Consider the following 999-nt stretch of genomic DNA (forward strand, 5'->3'; position numbering starts at 1 on the left):
GCGCCCGTTCGCTACGTCCATTGGCCTTCGCAATCGTGGCCGTCGTCTTGTTCTGGCTTGACGTGCTCAATGCGTAGTTCGTCGTGTCTGCCAACGCCACGTTCACGCTCACCGTCTGGCTACCTGCAGCCGCGTTCGCATACGAACCATTGACCGTGTAATTGCTGTAGTCCGTCGCCGACGCCAACGTGCCATTGGCTGCCGAAGCGTTACCCAGCAACACCGTCGCCGCACCCACGTTACTGATCGCTGCGTTCGTCGTCGTGTCGTACACCTTGTTCGATGCCGTCACGTTCGCTACCGTCACATTGGCCTTTGCAATGTTGGCCGTCATGTTCTGTTGCGTCGTTCCCGACAACGTGTAGTTCGTCGTATCTGCCAACGCCACATTCAGGCTCACAAGCTTATTACTACCAGCCGATGCATTCGCAAACGTCCCATTGGCCGTGTAGTTACTAAACGCCATCGCATTGGCGAGGCTGCCGTTCGCGGCCGACGCATTACCCAACTGCACCGTCACGTTCCCATTCGACAGTGCCGCATTCGTCGTCGTGTCGTACACCTTGTCCGATGCAGTCACGTTCGCCACCGTTACATTGGCCTTTGCGATGTTAGCCGTCGTCTTGTTCTGACTTGACGTGCTCAATGCGTAGTTCGTCGTGTCTGCCAACGCCACGTTCACGTTCACCATCTGGCTACCCGCCGCGGCGTTCGCATACGAACCGTTCACTGTGTAATTGCTATAAGACGTCGCCGACGCCAACGTACCATTCGCCGCACTGGCGTTACCCAACAACACCGTCGCCGCACCCACATTGCTAATGGCTGCGTTCGTCGTCGTGTCGTACACCTTATCCGATGCCGCCACGTTCGCTACCGTCACATTGGCCTTCGCAATCGTGGCCGTCGTCTTGTTCTGGCTTGACGTGCTCAATGCGTAGTTCGTCGTGTCTGCCAACGCCACGTTCACGCTCACCGTCTGGCTACCGCAGCCGCGTC

The 999-nt window shown here is 57.8% G+C and carries 1 protein-coding gene; it reads right to left on the bottom strand.

The genetic code is table 11. The annotated features are described in order from the left end of the window. Positions 1–999: YDG domain-containing protein (locus tag I5W_RS31885; RefSeq protein WP_252716827.1), on the bottom strand; the 999-nt coding region annotated here is incomplete at both ends.

Origin of the sequence: Herbaspirillum sp. B65, from assembly GCF_000333555.1 — a bacterium.
Taxonomy (GTDB): Bacteria; Pseudomonadota; Gammaproteobacteria; order Burkholderiales; family Burkholderiaceae_D; genus Herbaspirillum; species Herbaspirillum rubrisubalbicans.